Annotated in this window: 16 protein-coding genes; 14 read left to right on the forward strand and 2 right to left on the reverse strand. The window is 63.6% G+C overall.

Going from position 1 to position 17,417, the window contains the following annotated elements; all coding sequences use genetic code 11:
- Window positions 1–23: 23 nt before the first annotated feature.
- Window positions 24–938, reverse strand: a complete 915-nt coding sequence (locus AC1DQR_RS20835; protein ID WP_416051176.1) for a 3-hydroxyacyl-CoA dehydrogenase family protein — start codon at window positions 936–938, stop codon at window positions 24–26.
- 289 nt (window positions 939–1,227) lie between these two features.
- Between AC1DQR_RS20835 and kce the strand changes: the two genes are divergently transcribed.
- The 11 genes from kce to AC1DQR_RS20890 all read left to right on the forward strand — a co-directional run bounded on the left by kce (window position 1,228) and on the right by AC1DQR_RS20890 (window position 10,914).
- Window positions 1,228–2,160, forward strand: a complete 933-nt coding sequence (gene kce / locus AC1DQR_RS20840) for a 3,5-dioxohexanoate:acetyl-CoA acetone transferase (RefSeq protein ID WP_477133720.1) — start codon at window positions 1,228–1,230, stop codon at window positions 2,158–2,160.
- Window positions 2,161–2,201: 41 nt separating this feature from the next.
- Window positions 2,202–3,023, forward strand: coding sequence for a cyclase family protein (locus tag AC1DQR_RS20845; RefSeq protein WP_150992334.1), 822 nt, complete (start codon window positions 2,202–2,204; stop codon window positions 3,021–3,023).
- Window positions 3,024–3,034: 11 nt separating this feature from the next.
- Complete coding sequence (locus AC1DQR_RS20850; protein WP_477133721.1) at window positions 3,035–3,409, forward strand: cupin domain-containing protein; 375 nt, start codon at window positions 3,035–3,037, stop codon at window positions 3,407–3,409.
- Between the two features lie 37 nt (window positions 3,410–3,446).
- Window positions 3,447–4,190, forward strand: a complete 744-nt coding sequence (locus AC1DQR_RS20855) for an SDR family NAD(P)-dependent oxidoreductase (protein ID WP_416051173.1) — start codon at window positions 3,447–3,449, stop codon at window positions 4,188–4,190.
- 190 nt (window positions 4,191–4,380) lie between these two features.
- Window positions 4,381–5,592, forward strand: a complete 1,212-nt coding sequence (locus tag AC1DQR_RS20860) for an ABC transporter substrate-binding protein (RefSeq protein WP_477133722.1) — start codon at window positions 4,381–4,383, stop codon at window positions 5,590–5,592.
- An 8-nt stretch (window positions 5,593–5,600) separates the two neighbouring features.
- Window positions 5,601–6,338 carry an ABC transporter ATP-binding protein gene (locus tag AC1DQR_RS20865; RefSeq protein WP_416051171.1) on the forward strand — a complete coding sequence of 246 codons (738 nt, stop codon included), beginning with the start codon at window positions 5,601–5,603 and terminating at the stop codon, window positions 6,336–6,338.
- On the forward strand, window positions 6,331–7,029 hold the full coding sequence (locus tag AC1DQR_RS20870) for an ABC transporter ATP-binding protein (protein ID WP_416051170.1): 699 nt from the start codon (window positions 6,331–6,333) through the stop codon (window positions 7,027–7,029). Before AC1DQR_RS20865 ends, AC1DQR_RS20870 begins: the two co-directional genes overlap by 8 nt.
- Window positions 7,026–7,898: a branched-chain amino acid ABC transporter permease gene (locus AC1DQR_RS20875; RefSeq protein WP_416051169.1), complete on the forward strand. Its 873-nt coding sequence runs from the start codon at window positions 7,026–7,028 to the stop codon at window positions 7,896–7,898. The genes AC1DQR_RS20870 and AC1DQR_RS20875 overlap by 4 nt, the downstream gene beginning before the upstream one ends.
- Window positions 7,895–8,974: a branched-chain amino acid ABC transporter permease gene (locus AC1DQR_RS20880; RefSeq protein ID WP_416051168.1), complete on the forward strand. Its 1,080-nt coding sequence runs from the start codon at window positions 7,895–7,897 to the stop codon at window positions 8,972–8,974. Before AC1DQR_RS20875 ends, AC1DQR_RS20880 begins: the two co-directional genes overlap by 4 nt.
- A 90-nt stretch (window positions 8,975–9,064) precedes the next feature.
- Window positions 9,065–10,183 (forward strand): porin, encoded by a 1,119-nt coding sequence (locus AC1DQR_RS20885; protein ID WP_416051167.1) that lies wholly within the window; start codon window positions 9,065–9,067, stop codon window positions 10,181–10,183.
- Between the two features lie 44 nt (window positions 10,184–10,227).
- Window positions 10,228–10,914, forward strand: coding sequence for a DAPG hydrolase family protein (locus tag AC1DQR_RS20890; RefSeq protein ID WP_416051166.1), 687 nt, complete (start codon window positions 10,228–10,230; stop codon window positions 10,912–10,914).
- A gap of 406 nt (window positions 10,915–11,320) precedes the next feature.
- Here AC1DQR_RS20890 and AC1DQR_RS20895 read toward each other — a convergent pair whose 3' ends face one another.
- On the reverse strand, window positions 11,321–12,892 hold the full coding sequence (locus AC1DQR_RS20895) for a methyl-accepting chemotaxis protein (protein ID WP_416051165.1): 1,572 nt from the start codon (window positions 12,890–12,892) through the stop codon (window positions 11,321–11,323).
- A 284-nt stretch (window positions 12,893–13,176) separates the two neighbouring features.
- Here AC1DQR_RS20895 and AC1DQR_RS20900 point away from each other — a divergent pair, with 284 nt between their 5' ends.
- The 3 genes from AC1DQR_RS20900 (at window position 13,177) to AC1DQR_RS20910 (ending at window position 17,219) form a co-directional block, all read left to right on the forward strand.
- Window positions 13,177–14,142: an aldo/keto reductase gene (locus tag AC1DQR_RS20900; RefSeq protein WP_150992316.1), complete on the forward strand. Its 966-nt coding sequence runs from the start codon at window positions 13,177–13,179 to the stop codon at window positions 14,140–14,142.
- A 27-nt stretch (window positions 14,143–14,169) separates the two neighbouring features.
- The gene (locus AC1DQR_RS20905; RefSeq protein WP_416051164.1) at window positions 14,170–14,931 is read left to right on the forward strand and encodes a haloacid dehalogenase type II; all 762 of its coding nucleotides are present in this window, start codon (window positions 14,170–14,172) and stop codon (window positions 14,929–14,931) included.
- Window positions 14,932–15,194: 263 nt separating this feature from the next.
- The gene (locus tag AC1DQR_RS20910) at window positions 15,195–17,219 is read left to right on the forward strand and encodes a sigma-54-dependent Fis family transcriptional regulator (RefSeq protein ID WP_477133723.1); all 2,025 of its coding nucleotides are present in this window, start codon (window positions 15,195–15,197) and stop codon (window positions 17,217–17,219) included.
- The last annotated feature ends 198 nt before the right edge of the window (window positions 17,220–17,417 follow it).

Below are 17,417 nucleotides of genomic sequence, written 5' to 3' on the forward strand. Positions count from 1 at the left end.
GCCCTATCTCCCAAGGCGACGCCTTATGCCTGGGCACCGCCGCGTTCCTTTAGGGCGGCGGCAAGATACGCCAGGAGCTGCTCCCTGACGCCCTGCGCACTCGAATACGTCCATTCGTAGAATCCCTTTCCGGACTTCATGCCGAGGTTGCCGTCGCGCACGCTGTTCGTCAGGATACGGTTCGGCCACGAGGTGCTATCCAACGTCGGCAGGATAACAGCGTGAATGTCCTGCGTCAGGTCCAGCCCGACCAAGTCGGCATTCTCCAGCGGCCCCAATACCGGCAGCCGCAGGCCAAACGAGTTCTTGACGACCAGATCGACCGTCCGCGCATCGCAAATGCCTTGCGACACAAGGGCAATTGCCTCGCGCCAGAGCGCATGCTGCAAGCGATTGCCGACGAAGCCGGGAACATCCTTCTTGACGTGTACCGCCACCTTGCCGACTGATTCCAGCAGCGAGATCGTGCGTTCGACGACCTGTTGGTTGGTGGCCGTCGCCTGCACGACTTCAACCAGCGGGATGAGGAAAGGCGGATTCCACCAGTGCGTTCCCACGAGGCGATCCTTTTTGCTGACAGCTTCGCCGATATGTCCGATGGGAATGACGGAAGTGTTCGACGCGATGATGCACTCGCCAGATACGACCGCCTCGATCTGGCGCATGACGTGATGCTTGATCTCGAGCTTCTCGGGCACAGCTTCGAACACGATCTGACAGCCGGATAAGGCTTCGCTGATGTCGTCGCTCAGCCTGAGCTTTGCAAAAGACACAGCAGGACGACCCAGCGCTTTCAGATTGGAAGCGATGCGCTCCTGCACAGTTTCAATCAAGCCCGGCGCGGCGTCATAGACGCACACATCGAACCGGCCGTCCTCCAGGAATACCTGCGCAATGCCGTGGCCCATCAGCCCGGCACCGACGACACCGATACACATTGAATTCAATGTCCTCTCCCTCTTAATTTAACCGTTATACGGTACATGTGTACCGTATAACGACTCACAATAAGCAGCAAAACGGCATCGGTCAACCAAGGGTAAACGCTGTCGAACATCCGGATTCCCAGTCCTGGCATGGGCTGCGAGGGAATTGCATGTCTCCCGTTGGACGCGTCACAGGGAAAGCCGCTGCCGGCACGCTTGACAACCCTGACGGCGATCCATAAAGTAACCGCAAAGCGATACATCATAACCATATTGCGGTACATACAAATAGGAGGCAGCCATGGCAGCTGAGAAGGTCATCATTTCATGTGCGGTAACAGGGGCGATCCACACGCCCACGATGTCACCCTATCTGCCAATCACGCCCCAAGACATCGCGCAGCAGGCGGTCGATGCCGCGCGGGCGGGAGCGTCGATCCTGCATCTGCATGCGCGCGATCCGCTGGACGGCCGCCCGAGTGCCGATCCCGACGTCTTTATGCAGTTCCTTCCGGAGATCAAGCGGCAGACCGATGCCGTGATCAACATCACGAGCGGCGGCAGCACGAAGATGACGCTGGAGGAGCGGCTCGCGCCCCCATTGCGCGCGCGGCCCGAGATGGCCTCGCTCAACATGGGCTCGATGAACTTCTCGATCCACCCTGTCGCTTCGAAGATTGCCCAGTGGGAGCACGATTGGGAGAAGCCATACGTGGAGGGCACGGAAGATACGATCTTTCGCAATACCTTCAAGGACATCCGACGCATCCTCATGGAGCTTGGCGAAGGATGCGGGACCCGGTTCGAGTTCGAGTGCTATGACGTTGGGCACCTGTACAACCTGGCTCACTTCGTCGATGCCGGCCTGGTGAAGCCGCCGTTTTTCGTGCAGACGATCTTCGGGATCCTGGGCGGTATCGGGCCTGCCGCCGAGAACGTGACGTTCATGCGCGAGACCGCTAACCGGCTGTTCGGCCGCGACTATTACTGGTCCGTGCTGGGGGCCGGGCGCCACCAGATGCCGTTGCTGACCTACGCATCGATCATGGGGGCGAACGTGCGGGTCGGCCTCGAAGACAGCCTGTACCTCGGGCGCGGCAAGCTGGCGCAGTCCAATGCCGACCAGGTCAGGAAGATCCGCCACATCCTGGAAGAACTCGGTTTCGATATCGCATCGCCCGCCGAAGCGCGATCCATGCTGCAACTCAAAGGGCGCGACAACGTCGCGTTCTGAACCCATTGAAATTACGCCATCCTTTCCACAACGGAGACATCATGTCGATATCCGCATACCCCGCCACGCCCCCTTCCAATACCGACGGCGTCGAATTCGTCGAACTGAGCCACCCCTGGGGTCACGGCGTACCTAACTGGCCGTACTTCGAAGACGTGAAGATCGAGCGGATCCATTACATGGCGAAGTCCGGGGTGCTGACGCAACGCATTACCACCGTCATGCACAGCGGTACGCATATCGATGCGCCTGCGCACGTGATCGAAGGCACGCCGTTCCTGGACGAGATCCCGCTGGACCGTTTCTTCGGCACAGGCGTGGTGGTCAGCATTCCCAAGAAAAAGTGGGAGGTGATCACGGCCAAGGACCTGGAGAATGCCTATCCGAAGATCCAGAGGGGCGACATCGTCATGATCAACACCGGCTGGCACCATCACTACGGAGACAACAGCCAGTACTACGCCTACTCTCCTGGCCTGTACAAGGAAGCGGGCGAATGGCTGGCCGAAAAAGGCGTGAAGATGGTCGGCGTCGACCAGCAAGCCCTTGATCATCCGCTGGGCACTGCTATCGGGCGCCACGGTGTCGGGCCGCTCTTGCCGCGGGTATGCGAGGAGTATGAGCGTGAAACGGGCCGCTCCGTCGAGCAGGACTTTCCGTATTGGGAGCCGGCGCATCGGGCGCTGCTCGAAGCGGGTATCCCTGGTATCGAAAATGTCGGGGGCGATCTCGACAAGGTAACCGGGAAGCGGGTGACGATAGCGGCGTTCCCCTGGCGCTGGGTAAAGGGCGACGGATGCATCGTGCGTGTGGTGGCAATGCAGGACAAGAGCCAGTCCTTCCGTATCGAAAGCGGTCTGTAACGGAAGCGGCCATGGAAGTCAAACGACTGCATGCCGCCGCTCGCTATGACGCGGCCAGGCATTTCGACATGCGGTCCCTGCGCTTGCAGGGGCTCGATGCCACGCACGTGGAGCATTTTTGGGTAGGCCTGTCGCACTTTTTGCCCGAGGGCGGTGCGCAATGGGACGCAGGGCCGACAGAGAAGGTCTACGTGGTGGTGAGCGGTGAGATCACGCTCACCACCGCCGGCGGGGACGTCGTGCTCAAGGCGTTGGATTCGTGCGTGATTCCGGCCGGTGAAGGGCGAAGCATCAGGAACGATTCCAGGTTGCCGGCCTCGATGCTCGTGATCCTGGCTTCGGCCTTGCCCGGTAGCCAATCTACAGGAGAAGGAAACAATGGCTAGTACCAGTGCCGCCTTTGGCTTGTCAGGCAAGGTAGGCGTGATCACCGGTGCCACCGGCGCGTTCGGACGGGCCGCGGCACATAGCCTAGCCGATGCCGGCGCGAGACTCGTGATCGCGGGGGCGAATGCGCAGGCGCTGCGCGAACTCGAAGTGCAATTGAATGCCGACGGCATCCGGGTCAAGGCCAAGGCATGCAGGCCCGACACAGAAGCCAATGCCCGCAACCTGATCGACGAAGCGGTTGCGCAGTTCGGTGCCATCGATTTCGTCGTCGTCGGCTCGGGTACCAACGATCCCGCGCCGATCCAGGATATGACCACGGAACAGTGGGACCACGTAATGGCAGCCAACGTGCGCGGATCGTGGCTGGTCTGCAAGGCTTTCGCCACCCACTGTATCGAGATGGCGCAGCGCGGCAGGGTTGTCCTGCTGTCGTCGACGCGCGGCAAGCTCGGGCTTGCCGCCGGCTACTCGGCTTACTGCCCCTCAAAGGCGGCGATCGATGGCCTGACGCGGACACTGGCATGCGAGCTGGGCCGCTACGGCATCAACGTCAACGCCATCGCGCCGACGGTGTTCCGGTCCGAACTCACGGCATGGATGTTCGCCGATGACGATCGCGGTCGCGCGGCGCGCGAAGGGATGCTCGCGCGTATTCCTCTCGGGCGCCTGGGGGAACCCGAGGATCTCGTCGGGGCGTTGCAGTTCCTGCTTTCCAGGGCGTCGGAGTTTTGCACCGGCCAGACGCTATACATCGACGGAGGCTACACAGCCGGATAGTGATTCGCCCTGCCCGGAGCGGCAGGCACGAAAGGCAAGCGGTTCCAAAGAAGAGCCGCGCCGACATCAGCATGACAGGAGACAAGACATGAAGAAGGAAATGGAAGGTGGCTCTGTCCACCGAATGCACTCCGCCGGGCGCCGCGCCACCTTGCGCAGCCTGGTAGCACTGGGTGCGTCCACGGTCGGCGTGCAATCGATCCGGCCCGCTTCAGCGGCCGCGCGGCCGCTGAAGATTGGCTATGTGAGCCCTCGAACAGGGCCGCTCGCCCCGTTCGCAGAGACCGATGGATTCATCCTGCAGCGCGTGCGCGCAGCGATTGCGAACGGCATCTCTGTAGCGGGCAATGTGCATCCTGTACTGATCATCGAAAAGGATAGCCAGTCGAATCCGAATCGCGCCGCCGAAGTCACGGCAAGCCTGATCAAGGACGACAAGGTGGACCTGATTGTGTCCGCGTGCACTGCGGACACCGTCAACCCCGTGTCCGATCAATGCGAACTGGGCCGGATCCCCTGCATCACCACGAACTGCCCGTGGCAACCTTACTACTTCGGGCGAGGCGGTTCGCCGGCGAAGGGCTTCGAGTATACGTATCACTTTTGCTGGGGACTGGAAGACCTGATCGCGGTATATACGGCCATCTGGGACAGCGCCGGCGCCGCTACCAATCGCACCGTCGGAGCGCTCTGGCCGAACGATGCAGAAGGCAACGCATTCAGTGACAAGGCATTTGGCTTTCCGGCGGCGCTTGCCGCGAAAGGCTACAAGCTCATCGACCTTGGCCGGTTCCAGCCGACCGCCAATGACTTCTCGGCGCAGATCCGCGCGTTCAAGGCGGCAAACGTGGAGATCGTGACGGGCGTCCTGCCGCCCGCAGCGTTCGCTACATTCTGGAGCCAGGCAGCCCAACAGGGTTTCAAGCCGAAGATCGTGACCTTTGCCAAGGCGCTGCTCTTTCCTTCCGCGGTTGCAGGACTCGGGCCACGAGGCGTCGGCTTGTCCACGGAGGTGGCGTGGTCGCCCGCCTATCCCTATCGCTCCACACTGACCGGCGAAACCAGCGCACAGTTTGCCGCTGCCTATGAAGCGGCTACCGGCCGGCAGTGGGTGCAACCCCTTGGCGCAACGCTGTCCTTGTTCGAGGTCGCACTCGACGTGCTCAAGCGGAGCGCCGCGCTGACGCCACAGGCGATTGTCACGTCGATCCGCGCTACCGACTACGCGTCGGCCGTCGGTCCCGTCAAGTGGACTGGGAGCCCGGTCAAGAACGTCACCAAGACGCCGCTGGTAGGCGCGCAATGGACCGCGGGCAACAGGTATCCACTGGATCTGCAGATCGTGAGCGCAACGCTTGCGAAGGATATCGGCGTGCAGAAGCGCCTGGCAATTCTCACCTGAGGGGTCGTATGGATCATTGTGTCCTTTCTGCCGAAATGCTGGTGAAGCGATTCGGCGCGGTGACGGTCGCCGACAATTTGTCCGTTGCGCTCGGTGACGGCGAAGCGCTGGGCGTCATTGGCCCCAACGGTGCCGGAAAGAGCAGTTTCTTCAACCTGCTGAGCGGCAACATCCGCGCGGACAGCGGCCGTATCCTGCTGGAAGGGCGGGACGTCACCAATGCATCTCCAAACGAGCGGGCGATTGCCGGGATCGGGCGAACGTACCAGATCCCCCGGCCTTTTTCCCAGCTGACGGTATTTGAAAACCTGCTCGTGGGCGCATTCTTTGGCGCCAGGTTGGACGCGCGCCGAGCTCAGCAGCACTGCTACGAAACGCTGGCACTGACCGGGTTGCTCCGCCATGCCGATAAGCCGGCGGCTGCGCTGTCGCTGCTCGAACGCAAGCGACTGGAACTGGCGCGAGCGTTGGCGACCCGCCCGAAGGTCCTACTGCTCGACGAAATTGCAGGCGGCCTGACGGAGGGCGAGGCGGCGGAGCTGGTTGCAACCATTCAATGCATCCACGCCCAAGGCACCGCCATCATCTGGATCGAGCACGTCGTGCACGCGCTCCTGGCGGTTGTCTCCCGGCTGATGGTGCTGAGCTTCGGCAAGAAGCTCATGGAAGGCGAGCCGTCGGCTGTGATGCACAGCGCCGCGGTGCGGGATGTGTATCTGGGTATCGAGGTGGAAGCCCATGCTTAGCATTCATGAACTCGATGCGTACTACGGTGACTTTCAGGCGCTGTTCGCCCTGAGCCTGACGATCCGGCAAGGCGAGTCGGTGGCGATCATCGGTGCGAATGGGGCTGGGAAATCGACCTTGCTCAAGGCGATCTCTGGAGCGCTCCCTGTCAGGCACGGCGCGATCCGCCTACGCGAACACAGTCTCGGACACGACAGTGCAGCGCAAGTGGTGCGCAAGGGCATTGCGCTCGTTCCCGAGGGGCGCCGCATGTTTCCGAGCCTGAGCGTGGAGGAAAACCTGCAGATTGGAGCATACGCCAGGCGGCCGGGCCCGTGGAATCTTGGGCGCGTTTACACGATGTTTCCCCGACTCGCAGAGCGGCGCCGGCAGAACGTGACGTCCCTGAGCGGTGGCGAGCAGCAGATGGTCGCCATCGGGCGTGCGCTCATGTCGAACCCCTCCATGCTGATGTGCGATGAGCTGTCGCTGGGCCTAGCGCCCAAGATCATTCGAGAGATGTATGGCCACCTCGCAACCCTCAAGGAGGAAGGCACGACTCTGCTGATCGTCGAGCAGGATATTCATCAGGCGCTTCGCTTCTCGGACCGCTACTACTGCATGCAGAAGGGGCGGGTCACTCTATCCGGCAAATCCGCATCGGCCAGCAAGGAAGAGATCGGACGCGCGTATTTTGGAGAAGAACAATGACGGGCTGGATCGATGTGATCGTTCAGGGCATTCTTCTGGGCGGCCTCTACGCCTTGTATGCCAGCGGGCTGTCGCTCATTTTCGGTGTCATGCGATTGGTCAACGTCGCGCACGGCGACCTGATCGTGCTGGCGGCATTCCTCGCCTTTGCCATTCGCATCCCGGGGGCAGAGACTTCATTTGCCTCGTTGCTGCTAACTGTCCCGGTCATGTTCGCGATCGGTTATGTCTTGCAGCGCGCGCTACTGAACGGTGCCATGGGCGCCAACGTGCTGCGTCCGATGCTGCTGACGTTCGGCCTGTCCATCGTCCTGCAGAATGGTCTCCTGGGTATTTTCTCTGCGGACTCCAGGAAGCTTCCTGGCGGCTCGATCGAGACAATGAGCCTGCCCCTTGGCGGCGGCATCGCTGTCGGCATCCTCCCGGTGATCACGCTGCTGGCGGCCATTGCCGTTCTTGGCGCGCTCCAGTTCATGCTGCGACGCACCGCTATCGGACGGGCATTCAGGGCAACCTCCGATGACGCGGAGGCGGCTGGCTGGATGGGTATCAATCACCGCAACCTGTTCGCACTGGCGACCGGCATGTCGATGGCCGTCGTCGGCATCGCTGCGGTCTTCATGGGGACGCGGGCGAGTTTCGATCCTGCCAGCGGACCGGACCGGTTGATCTTTGCGTTTGAAGCGGTGGTCATCGGCGGCCTGGGTTCGCTGTGGGGCACCCTTGCCGGCGGCATCGCGCTCGGCGTCGCACAGAGCATCGGCGCATCACTTGACCCCGACTGGCAACTCCTTGCCGGCCATCTGCTGTTTCTCGTGGTGCTGTTGATCGCGCCCAACGGACTATTTCCCCAACGAGGCAACCAATGAGCGCACACCTGACATCTCCCTCGGCGCTGCCTGCCAGCGCGCCGAGGCTTTCGCGCACCGACGGCGCCTTTGCGGCCACGGCCGTTGCGCTGGCCGCACTGGCTTTCGTCCTCGATGCGGGACAGCAGTCCATGCTCGTCGAGTTCTTCTATTTCGTCGCGCTCGCACAACTCTGGAATATCCTGGCTGGCTACGGCGGATTCATGTCGCTCGGACAGCAGGCCTACCTTGGCAGCGGGGGGTATGTGCTCTTTGCCCTGGCGATCTTCTTCAAGATGCCGCCGCTGGCGTCGATTGTCCTGGCCGGGTTATTCGCTGCCGGCATGGCGTGCATCGTCGCATTTGCGGTCTTTCGCCTGGCCGGACCATACCTGGCGATCGGGACCTGGGTAATCGCCGAGGTGTTCCGGTTGGCATTTTCACAAGCGAGCGCGCTTGGTGCCGGGTCGGGAATCAGCATTCCCCTGGATGCGGTGCGCTCCCTTGACCTCGGCTGGATGAGCCGCGACATGCTGCTCTATCTCATCGCCCTGCTGCTTGCCGTCGCGGTGAACTATGGCGCGTACCGCATGCTCAGGTCGAAATATGGTCTCGCCCTCTGCGCGATTCGAGACAACGAGAGCGCGGCGTCCACCATGGGGATTCATCAACGGCACCTCAAGTTCGCTGTCTATGTCGTGGTCAGCGCTGCCTACGGCATGCTGGGCGCGTTTATCTTCCTGACCAAGCTGCGTATTTCACCGGCTTCCGCGTTCGACATCAACTGGACCGGCTACATCATCTTCATCGTGGTGATTGGCGGAATCGGCACGCTTGAGGGCCCGATCATCGGCTGCATCGTTTATTTCGTGATGCGGCAGTACCTTGCCGATACCGGTAGCACCTACCTGATTCTCTTGGGATTGATCGGCATCGTCGTGATGCGTTTCTATCCCAGGGGAATCTGGGGGGAACTCGCCGCGCGCCATGGCATTGCCTTTCTGCCCACGCGTTGGCACCTTCCGGCCGCGTACCCAAGTGCCCCGCCTGCGCGGGAGAGTGAACGGCGGGCAGCGGAAGTAGCCGGCAACCGGTGATGACCGATACGTGATGGCGGCACGTTCGATGTGGCGCGCCGCAGTTCGCGCCCGCAGCGCAGCATACAAGAACATAACGAGGAGGCGACGATGAAAACAACAAAGACGGTAAAGGCAAGATGGCTGTTGGCGCTGCCGTGTCTTGGATTCGGTGCTGGCGCTTGCGCCCAGAGCAGCGTATCCCTGTTCGGCATGCTTGATGCCGGTGTGACGTATGTAAGCAATCAATCCGGCAAACGGGGCGTATTGCTCGATACCGGGGTGTATGTGCCAAGCATTTTCGGGCTGCGTGGGAACGAGGACATTGGCGGAGGCAGCAAGGTATTCTTTGAACTGGCCAGCCAGTTCAGCAATGACAATGGAGCAACGATTCCGTCGAACGGTTCGCTCTTCGCCAGGCAGGCATTAGTCGGTCTTGGCAATGCATCCTGGGGGAAAATTTCTCTGGGGAACCAGTACGACTTCATGACTGAATCCCTATTGTTCTCCGGTCTTGACGGTGGCCTTTTCTATGGCGGCTTCTACAATTTCCGGAATGGTCCGTTCACTGGCCTCGGCATTCCGAATAATCCAACCGGAGCGACCGACTTCGATCGCGTCGGCGCCTCCACGCGCGTAGCAAATTCCGTCAAGTATGTGACGCCGTCAACTGGAGGCTTCACTCTTGGCGCCTTGTATGGTTTCGGAGAGATCGCGGGCTCGATAACCTCTGGGCGGACCGCCAGCGCCGGAGTGAATTATGAGCGCGGCCCGCTGACGCTTGGCGCTGCCGTCACGGACGCGCGCTACAGCGCGATCAACAATGGCCGGGACGGCATACGCAACATCGGCGTGGGCGCGCACTATGGATTCCCTTCGGTGTTGGCCCACGTTCTTTACACGAACACGCGCAACACACTCTCCGGTGCAATGGTGAACGTCGTGCAGGCGGGCGCAAACTGGACCCTCTCCGGCGGCCTGACTCTTGGCGCCAACTACCAGTGGATGAAGGGAAATGCACAGCTCAGCCACAATAAAGCGCACCAGATCACGTCGACCTTGATGTATGCGCTTTCGAAACGTACCTCGATCTACCTGGAAGGCGTCTACCAGCATGCTGCCGGCGACCACGGCGCGCAGGCATGGATCAACGGACTTTTCGGGCCAGACGCGGCATCGTCCGGATCCAGTCAGGCCATCGGGCGTATCGGGATGGCCACGCGGTTTTGAGGTGACAGTCAGTTGGTGTTCTTTTCTTTTTGAAGGAGATTGGAATGGATTTATCTGAAGCGCACGCCTTGCTCGATCCGGCTCCGCTTGCCCTGGAGACCGGCTATGAACGTCTCGCGAGCGGCGTCTTGCACGTGGCCTGCCGTACGGAACTACACAGCTGTACGGGGGAAATGTTTGAATGGTGGTTCCGCTTTCGCCCAAATACGCAGCAGTACATCTGGTGGCATCCGGCCGACCATGTCTCCAGCAAGTGGGCAGAGGCTCAGGATGGGACACATATCGGGTCCATTCATCTGGTCGAGGAGCATTTCTCCGGATCGCCAGCGGAAAAGCTCGCCATCCAGTTTCGTCATCCCCATGAGTATTTCGACGCTGCGGCGTACGACGATGCCAGGGACAGGGGCGCCATCAGCGCGGCGGTTTGCGGCCGGGTAGGCATGGGGGATGCGCCTGAACGCACTGGCGGCGGCGAAGTACTTGGCGGCCGGCTGTTGCACATGGGACGCGATACGCCATCGGGAATGACGCTGAGAAGTCATTTCTACCTTGGCGAGGATATGCCCGCGCAAGGGCATAGCGCCGAGGAGATCAAGGCGGTTTTTTCCGATGCGTTCGGACAGGCACTGCTCATGCATTGCTACAACGAATTCACCTTCCTTTCTCGCTTCCTGCCGTCGCTATATATCGCAGAGCATAGGGATAGCGTCAAGGTTCGGCTTCCGTGGTGAGGGAAATGGGAACTCTCTCGGCCAAACCATTTCCTTCATTTTGCTATGTCGTAAACTAAGCCGATCATCGATTGATGCGCAGCGTGGGCTGGTCGCGAGTTGATCAAGATGGCGACACGCGTTGATCCCCGCGCGACGCGCAAGCATACGCGGGGGCCGAAAGCGCCGAAGAAGAAAGTCTATGTGGCCGGATGCGTAGCACGGCGGCATGTTTCTACCGCTCGTGTCATCAAGGCTGGACGTGTCGTTTAATCACCTTGAAAGGGGTGCCTCTTAGGCTTCCAATCCCGGACGGACGTTGGGCTCCACCAGGAAATGAAAAGAGCTCGCTGCTGGTGTGGCGCGGGCTCATTTTTGCTGTCTGGCTTGCTCCCTTCTCCCTTCTCCCTCTTCCCGGCCCCRCTCCCTATGCCGCCAGCCGGAACGACGCCACCGAGCGCATCATCGATTGCGCCTGCTCGGCCAGCGCTTGGGCCGCGGCGGCGGCCTGTTCCACCAGTGCTGCGTTCTGCTGGGTCACGGTGTCCATCTGGTTCACCGCTTGCCCGACCTGCTCGATGCCGGCGCTCTGCTCGTTCGATGCCGCGCTGATCTCGCCCATGATGTCGGTCACGCGCTTGACCGCGCCAACGATGTCCTCCATGGTCTGGCCGGCCTTGGCAACCAGCGCCGAGCCGTTGTCCACCTGGGCCACCGAGTTGTCGATCAGGCCCTTGATCTCCTTGGCGGCGGTGGCCGAGCGCTGGGCCAGGCTGCGCACCTCGCCCGCCACCACGGCAAAGCCGCGGCCTTGTTCGCCGGCGCGGGCCGCTTCCACGGCGGCGTTCAGCGCCAGGATATTGGTCTGGAAGGCGATGCCTTCGATCACGCCGATGATGTCGACGATCTGGCGCGAGGCGCCGTTGATCTCGCCCATGGTGCTCACCACCTGGTTGACCACCTGCCCGCCGCGTTGCGCGATATCGGAAGCGTTGACCGCCAGCGAGCTGGCCTGGCGCGCATTGTCCGCGTTCTGGCGCACGATGCCCGTCAGCTCTTCCATGCTCGAAGCGGTTTGCTCCAGCGCCGAGGCTTGTTCCTCGGTGCGTTGCGACAGGTCGGTATTGCCCGCGGAAATCTGCTGCGTGGCCGAGGCGATCGAATCCGCGGCGCCGCGGATCTCGCCGAGCGTGCCGGACAGGCGCTGCTGCATGCGCTGCATGGCCGCCAGCAGGCTGGTCTGGTCGCCGGCGTGGATGCGCACGGGCACGGTGAAGTCGCCCTCGGCAATGCGCGTGACCACTTCGGTGGCGTAGGCCGGCTCGCCGCCCAGGCTCTTGCGCACGGTGCGCATGATGGCCAGCATGAACGCCGATACCAGCGCGCCGATCAGCAAGGTGCTGACGGCCGCCGAGATCAGGTCGTCGCGGAAGCTGCTTTCGATGTCCTTGAGGAACACGCCGGTGGCCACGTGCCAGTCCCATGCCGGCACATAGCGCACATAGGTCAGCTTGCGCGCGGGCGTTTCGGTGCCTGGGAGGCGGCCACGGTAGGTGACGAAGCTGTCATCGGGGCTCGCGCCGGCGCGCGCGCTCGCCTTGCCCGCATCGACGATGCTCTGGTAGACCAGCTTGCCGTCGGGGTCCTTGAAGTCGCCCACGATCTTGCCTTCCGTATCCGGCAGGCCGGGGTTGAGCACCACCTGCGGCTTGGAGTTGAGCAGGAACAGGTAGCCCTTGTCGCCGAAGCGCATCACGCGCAGCGCATCCTTGGCCGCGGCCTGGGCGTCCTCGATGCTCATGGTGCCCTTGGCGGCGCGGTCCACGTAGAGCTTGACGATGCCTTCGGCGGTCGCCACCAGGGACTGCAGGCTCTCGCGGCGCTCGGCCATCATGGTGGCGCGGGTGTGCACGGCGCTCCAGGTGCCCAGCGCCACCAGTGCCAGCCACATCGCCACCAGCGCGGCCCAGAGTTTGGCGTTCAACGAGATTCGATTCATGATCATGCTTACCGGGTATGGGCAGCCGGTTTGCGCCGGCGGCGCGGCATCGGCCTGACCTTGGTGTTGACAGAGAGGCACAGGCGAGACGAATCCGCTCGCTGCGCATAGCCTGGCCACAGCCGGTTAACGACCCATCACCGTTAGGACTTGAATGGGGGAAGGAGAAGTGAAGAAAGGGATGCTTTTACCCGGCCCGGCAAGCTTTCCGATCCCTGCCTACAATGTGACTTTCGCCGCGCCTGGATGACGGGCGGCTCGACGCAACCCGCGGAGTAAAACGCATGACATCAAGCATCACCACACGCAAATTGGGCAGGTCCGGGCTGGAAGTCTCGCCCCTGGCATTTGGTGGCAACGTGTTCGGCTGGAGCGCCGACGAGGCCACCTCCTTCAAGCTGCTCGATGCCTTTGTCGGCGCCGGGCTCAACTTCATCGATACCGCCGATGTGTACTCGCGCTGGGTGCCGGGCAACCAGGGCGGCGAGTCCGAGGCCATCATCGGCAAGTGGTTCAAGCGCAGCGGCAAGCGTGCCGAGGTGGTGCTGGCCACCAAGGTGGGCAAGGACATGGGCGAGGGCCGCAAGGGTTTGTCGCGCGCCTATATTGAACGCGCCGTCGACGCGTCGTTGCAGCGCCTGCAGACTGACTACATCGATCTCTACCAGTCGCACGACGACGAAGACCGGGACACGCCGCTCGAGGAAACCCTGGACGCCTACGCCCGCCTGATCAAGGCCGGCAAGGTTCGCGCCATCGGCGCCTCCAACTACAGCGCCGCGCGCCTGGCCGAGGCGCTGGAAACCAGCCGCCGCCACAACCTGCCGCGCTACGAGAGCCTGCAGCCGCACTACAACCTCTATACCCGCAGCGAGTATGAGGCCGAGCTTGAGCCGCTGGTGCTGCGCGAAGGCCTGGGCGTGTTCAACTACTATGCGCTGGCCAGCGGCTTTCTCAGCGGCAAGTACCGCTCCGAGGCTGACCTTGCCAAGAGCGGCGCGCGCGGCCAGCGCGTCAAGGCCTATCTCGATGCGCGCGGCCTGCGCATTCTGGCGGCGCTGGACGACGTCGCGGCGCGCACCGCCACCAACCCGACGCAGGTAGCGCTGGCCTGGCAGATTGCGCGCCCAAGCATTACCGCGCCGATTGCCAGCGCCACCTCGCTGGCGCAGCTGGACGACCTGATTGCCGCCACGCGCCTGCCACTGAGCGCCGGCGATATCGCGCTGCTGGACCAAGCCAGCGCGTGAGCTGGCCTACCCCGGAGGAGATGAGGGATGCATGAGAACAGATTGAGCCACGGCAACAGCGCCGGTAGCAAGGCGGCGGACCTGAGCGCGGTCAAGGCGCTGGTGTTCGACGTCTTCGGCACCGTGGTGGACTGGCGTACCAGCGTGATCGCGGACTTGTCCGCATTCGGGCGGAACAAGGGCATCGAGGCCGACTGGACCGCCTTTGCCGACGCCTGGCGCGCCGGCTACGTGCCGGGCATGGAGCGCGTGCGCAAGGGCGAGCGGCCGTGGGCCAATATCGACGTGCTGCACCGCGAACGGCTCGACGCGCTGCTCGACCAGTTCGGCATCGAGGACCTGAGCGAAGCGGAGAAGGACTACCTCAACCGTGCCTGGCACCGCCTCCGAGGCTGGCCGGATACCGTGCCCGGCCTCACGCGGCTAAAGCAGCACTACATCATTTCCACCTTCTCCAACGGCAGCGTGCAGTGCCTGGTCGACACGGCCAAGCATGCCGGCCTGCCGTGGGACGCGGTGTTCAGCGCGGACATCGTGCGCCACTTCAAGCCGGAGGCGGAGATCTATCAAGGCGTGATTGCCTTCTTCGACCTGCAGCCGTCGGAGGTGATGCTGGTTGCGGCGCACAACAATGACCTGCGGCATGGCCGCTCGCATGGCATGCGGACCGCTTATGTGAACCGGCCTACGGAGTACGGGCCGAACCAGGCGAAGGATCTGGCGGCCGAGTCGGACTGGGATGTGGTGGTGGATAGCTTGACGGAACTGGCGCAGCGGCTCGGCGCTTGAGCGCGCGCGTGCGCCAACCAGCGCACACCGGCTTGGGAAAGCCTGCGATTGCGGCCTCCCGCAGTGAAGCGCCGGCTGCACTTGGCGCGCGTCTCGCGTGCCCGGCCAGCGCGATCGGGTTTGCCCAAGCCGCTCCCTGTCGGATACATTAGGACTCCCGGCCGCCCACGCTGCAACCCTGCGGCGCCACAGAGGCCATGCGAGAGCCGGGAGTTGGCACGCGCCGGCACGGCAGCGCGCCAGGAGACGACAAGGAGACCACGATGGACCTGCGGCAACGCGAGCACATCGACACGGTAGTCCAGCTCACCACCCGCGCCGGCGCGCCGATGGTGCGTGCGCCGGAAACCATCATCCAGAATTCGTGGCGGCGCTGCGTGCATCAGTACGGGCTGGATCCGGCGCGCATGCAAGAGGCGCGCATCCTGCCGCAGACCCGGCTGCGCGAGCACCAGCAGCGCATCGACGATTTTGCGCGGATTGCGCGCCACGGGCTGCAGACGCTCTATAGCCAGGTGGCCGGGATGGGCTACGTGGTGCTGCTGACCGACGCGCAGGGCGTGACGGTGGATTACCTGGGCGACGCCAACGCCGATGCCCGCCTGCGCCACGCCGGCCTGTACCTGGGCGCGCAATGGAGCGAATCCGGCGCCGGCACCTGCGCGGTGGGCACCGCGCTGGCCACGGGCCAGGCGCTGACCGTGCACCAGGCGGATCATTTCGACGCCACCCATATTCCGCTCACCTGCACCGCGGCGCCGCTGTTCGATTCGCACGGCAGCCTCTGCGCCATCCTCGACATTTCCGCGCTGACCTCGCCGCAGGCCAAGGACAGCCAGGGCCTGGCGCTGCAGATGGTGCGCATCTACGCCAGCCGGATCGAGAACGCCAGCTTCGTGCGCAGCCACCGCGAGGACTGGATCCTCAAGCTCAACGCCGCGCCGGAGTTTGTCGACGTCAACCCGGAATACCTGCTCGCGCTCGATGCGTCGGGCCGCATCGTTGGCCATAACCGCCGCGCGCAGCAGATGCTGGAGGCCGAGCTCGGCGTGGCCCCGGGTGGCGCGCCGCTGCTTGGCATGCCGTTCGAGTCGCTGTTCGAGGCGCGGCTCGATGAGCTGGGCCGCTTCATGCATTCGCGCCCCAGCGAGCAGCGCGCGCTGGCGCTGGCCCGCACCGGCGCGCGGCTTTATCTGAGCGTGATGCCGCCGGCGCTGCGCTGGCAGCGCGCGCGTGATACCGCCGAGCGGGCCACGCCGCTGCAGGCGCCGCTGGCCGCGCTGTGCGGTGGCGATGCCGCATTGCAGCAGCAATTGCAGCGGGCCGCAAAGCTGGTGGATTCGCCCATCAACCTGCTGATCAACGGCGAGACCGGCAGCGGCAAGGAGTACCTGGCCAAGGCCCTGCACCGGGCCAGCGCGCGCCGCGACGGCCCCTTCGTGGCGGTGAACTGCGCGGCGATTCCTGAATCCCTGATCGAGAGCGAACTGTTCGGCCACCTGCCCAACAGCTTTTCGGGCGCGGGCTCGCGGCCCAAGCGCGGGCTGATCCAGGAGGCTGACGGCGGCACGCTGTTTCTTGACGAGATCGGCGACATGCCGCGCGAGCTGCAATCGCGCCTGCTGCGCGTGCTGGCCGAGGGCGAGGTGCTTGCCATCGGTGCGGCGCGCCCGGTGCCGGTCAACCTGCGCGTGATTTCCGCCACGCACCATCCGCTGGACCAGCTGGTGAGCAGCGGGCGCTTTCGCGAGGACTTGTACTACCGGCTCAACGGCGCGCGGCTGATGCTGCCGCCGCTGCGTGAGCGCACGGACCTGGACTGGCTGATCGGCAAGATGCTGGACGCGGGCGGCAAGCCAGCTACCGTGAGCCTGTCGCCCGCGGCGCGCGCGCGGCTGCACGCGCACCGCTGGCCCGGCAACCTGCGGGAGCTGCGCAATGCGCTGGAGTACGCGCGGGCGGTCTGCGACGACAGCCACATCGAGGTGGAGGATCTCCCGGAAGGGATCGGCGAGGGGATGCCGCAGCAGGGCTTGCTTCCGGTTTCCGCCAGCGTCCCGCCGGGCAGCGCGGCCACCGAAGCCGCCAGCGCGCCGGCCTTGCCGGCCCCCGGCTTCGACCCGCATCAGTTGCCGCCGGAAGGCATGCTGCTGATGCAATACCTGCGCGCGGCTGGCTGGAACCTGAGCGCGGTGGCGCGCCAGATCGGCGTGAGCAGGATGACGCTGTACCGCCGCATGGCCCGCTACGGCATCGCATCGCCCAACCAGCGCGACGCGGCGCATTAGCCAGCCAGCGAGCATGGCGGCGCGGCTCGCCCGCGCCGCCCTCCCTGCCCGGCGCAAGATTCCCGCTACACCTGTTCACCCCCTGTACACGTGATGCTGTGACACCTGTCACGCTGCGGCGTGCGCATGGCCCGCAACGTCCCTGCGCGCCCCGTATTTTCCTGGGGTAATCCCGAGTATTTGCCGTCTCCGGCGTGC

It is taken from the genome of Cupriavidus sp. 05L411 (genome assembly GCF_056398045.1).

What these genes read in the sequence shown, in the direction of transcription:
- AC1DQR_RS20835 (WP_416051176.1), bottom strand. Translation starts at nt 938, where the DNA reads ATGTGTATCGGTGTCGTCGGTGCCGGGCTGATGGGCCACGGCATTGCG.
- AC1DQR_RS20870 (WP_416051170.1), top strand. Translation starts at nt 6,331, where the DNA reads ATGCTTAGCATTCATGAACTCGATGCGTACTACGGTGACTTTCAGGCG.
- AC1DQR_RS20875 (WP_416051169.1), top strand. Translation starts at nt 7,026, where the DNA reads ATGACGGGCTGGATCGATGTGATCGTTCAGGGCATTCTTCTGGGCGGC.
- kce (WP_477133720.1), top strand. Translation starts at nt 1,228, where the DNA reads ATGGCAGCTGAGAAGGTCATCATTTCATGTGCGGTAACAGGGGCGATC.
- AC1DQR_RS20905 (WP_416051164.1), top strand. Translation starts at nt 14,170, where the DNA reads ATGCATGAGAACAGATTGAGCCACGGCAACAGCGCCGGTAGCAAGGCG.
- AC1DQR_RS20845 (WP_150992334.1), top strand. Translation starts at nt 2,202, where the DNA reads ATGTCGATATCCGCATACCCCGCCACGCCCCCTTCCAATACCGACGGC.
- AC1DQR_RS20900 (WP_150992316.1), top strand. Translation starts at nt 13,177, where the DNA reads ATGACATCAAGCATCACCACACGCAAATTGGGCAGGTCCGGGCTGGAA.
- AC1DQR_RS20865 (WP_416051171.1), top strand. Translation starts at nt 5,601, where the DNA reads ATGGATCATTGTGTCCTTTCTGCCGAAATGCTGGTGAAGCGATTCGGC.
- AC1DQR_RS20850 (WP_477133721.1), top strand. Translation starts at nt 3,035, where the DNA reads ATGGAAGTCAAACGACTGCATGCCGCCGCTCGCTATGACGCGGCCAGG.
- AC1DQR_RS20880 (WP_416051168.1), top strand. Translation starts at nt 7,895, where the DNA reads ATGAGCGCACACCTGACATCTCCCTCGGCGCTGCCTGCCAGCGCGCCG.
- AC1DQR_RS20890 (WP_416051166.1), top strand. Translation starts at nt 10,228, where the DNA reads ATGGATTTATCTGAAGCGCACGCCTTGCTCGATCCGGCTCCGCTTGCC.
- AC1DQR_RS20910 (WP_477133723.1), top strand. Translation starts at nt 15,195, where the DNA reads ATGGACCTGCGGCAACGCGAGCACATCGACACGGTAGTCCAGCTCACC.
- AC1DQR_RS20885 (WP_416051167.1), top strand. Translation starts at nt 9,065, where the DNA reads ATGAAAACAACAAAGACGGTAAAGGCAAGATGGCTGTTGGCGCTGCCG.
- AC1DQR_RS20895 (WP_416051165.1), bottom strand. Translation starts at nt 12,892, where the DNA reads ATGAATCGAATCTCGTTGAACGCCAAACTCTGGGCCGCGCTGGTGGCG.